The 1,610-nt window shown below is 32.0% G+C and carries 1 protein-coding gene; it reads right to left on the bottom strand.

What is annotated here, in order from left to right:
• Positions 1 to 607: 607 nt before the first annotated feature.
• Positions 608 to 1,534 (bottom strand): DMT family transporter, encoded by a 927-nt coding sequence (locus tag E1I69_RS24055; RefSeq protein ID WP_136382015.1) that lies wholly within the window; start codon positions 1,532 to 1,534, stop codon positions 608 to 610.
• Between the last annotated feature and the right edge of the window lie 76 nt (positions 1,535 to 1,610).

The following is a 1,610-nucleotide window of genomic DNA, read 5'->3' as shown; positions in this document are numbered from 1 at the left end:
TGCTAATTATGTTCAATATAATAATATAAACATAATTTAATATTCATTCTATCCAACAACTCACAATAAAAAACCGAAATAATCGTTCCATTAAAAATATTTTCACTAAAAAACTAATAATCGCCGTCAAATTTTGACAATAGAACTTATTGTTTTTGTTATTATTATTTAAACTAGTTTGAATAATAATACTTATATTTTTTAGTTAAGGCGGTAGAAGAAGATAGAAAAGAGTGCCCTTAAGAATGGATGAAATTGAAAAAATGTTCGAAGGAGTAATTAGTTTCATAATCTGAGTTACTCCAAAAAGATATAGAATTGATAATTGCAGAAGATGAAAGAGCATGAGTACCGGAAAAACCTTCCAGGACCCAGTTTTTCAAAGGGATTTGCTTCCTAAGGGCTGGATTGTAATAAAGTTAGAGAACTATTTTGGATATCCACCAGCTACTATCAATCCTACCCATCCGTTATTATTAGTCTTTTTTTAAGGAAGGAATTAAAATCGACGTGATAAGGCACTCAATCCATTTGGAGAGATCTACATCTAACGGAGGTGGACCATGAATATTTAAAATTCCTCAAGCTCTTATATTCATGAACTAACTTACTCTTCACTGTTCTTGCTAATAACTCCTTTTGTTAAACGAAATACATTTTCATTCCTTTCTTTTTTTGTAGTAAGATAAACTCCAATAAAAACGAGTATTCCTCCAATTATCTGTATTAGGGTGATTTGTTGTCCTAATAAAAAACTAATAATAACTGTAAAAACGACAATTAAATTCATATAGACGCCCGCTTGACTAGCATCGATATGACGAAGGGCAACATTCCAAAAAATAAACGATCCTACAGATGGAAAAATTCCAAAATACAAAAGTCCAATTACTACTTTCTTATTATGAAGTGGATAATGAATACCAGAAAAGATGATAAATGGAAATAATATTAGTAGACCAAGAAAAACTGATACAGCAGTTGCAGAAATAGGTGGAACGGTTCGTAGTTTTTTTCCTATTAATGAATAAAATGTCCAAGCTAGAATAGCTACTAGCATTAAAAGATCACCTTGATTGTAGTTGATATGAAATATTTGCTGCAGATGGCCGTTTGTTAAGACAAGCAAAACACCAAAAAGGGAAATAAAGAGGCCAAGTCCCCTACGAAATGAAATTCTTTCCTTAAGGAACAAAGCGGATAAAAGAAAAATTACAACGGGGTTAATTGCATTAACAAGGGATGCATTAACCGGTGTGGTATATTGAAGAGCAATATATAAAAGAGAGTTATATCCCACAACGCCTAATACGGCCATTGTCAAAAGAATCTTCCACTCTTTCCACACACTTTTCCATGTGGGGTGTTCAACGAAATAAGCGATAGGAATTAAAAGAAAAAAGGCTATTAGCCACCTTGCGAATGTCATTTGTAGTGGAGCTAATTCGGTCACCACATACTTTCCGAACACAAAATTACCGGCCCAAAACAAATTAGCAAATATTAGAAAAAGTAGGATATAGTATTTTTTCATTTTGAAACAACCTCTTCTTATTTGATCTAATAACTTAAAACATTTTAAACTCTAATACTGTCTCTTATACACATCT

It is taken from the genome of Bacillus timonensis, assembly GCF_004799755.1.
GTDB lineage: Bacteria > Bacillota > Bacilli > Bacillales > Bacillaceae_L > Ferdinandcohnia > Ferdinandcohnia timonensis_A.
The sequence above is the reverse complement of the archived record's forward strand: the minus strand, read 5'-3'. Positions and strand labels throughout refer to the sequence as shown.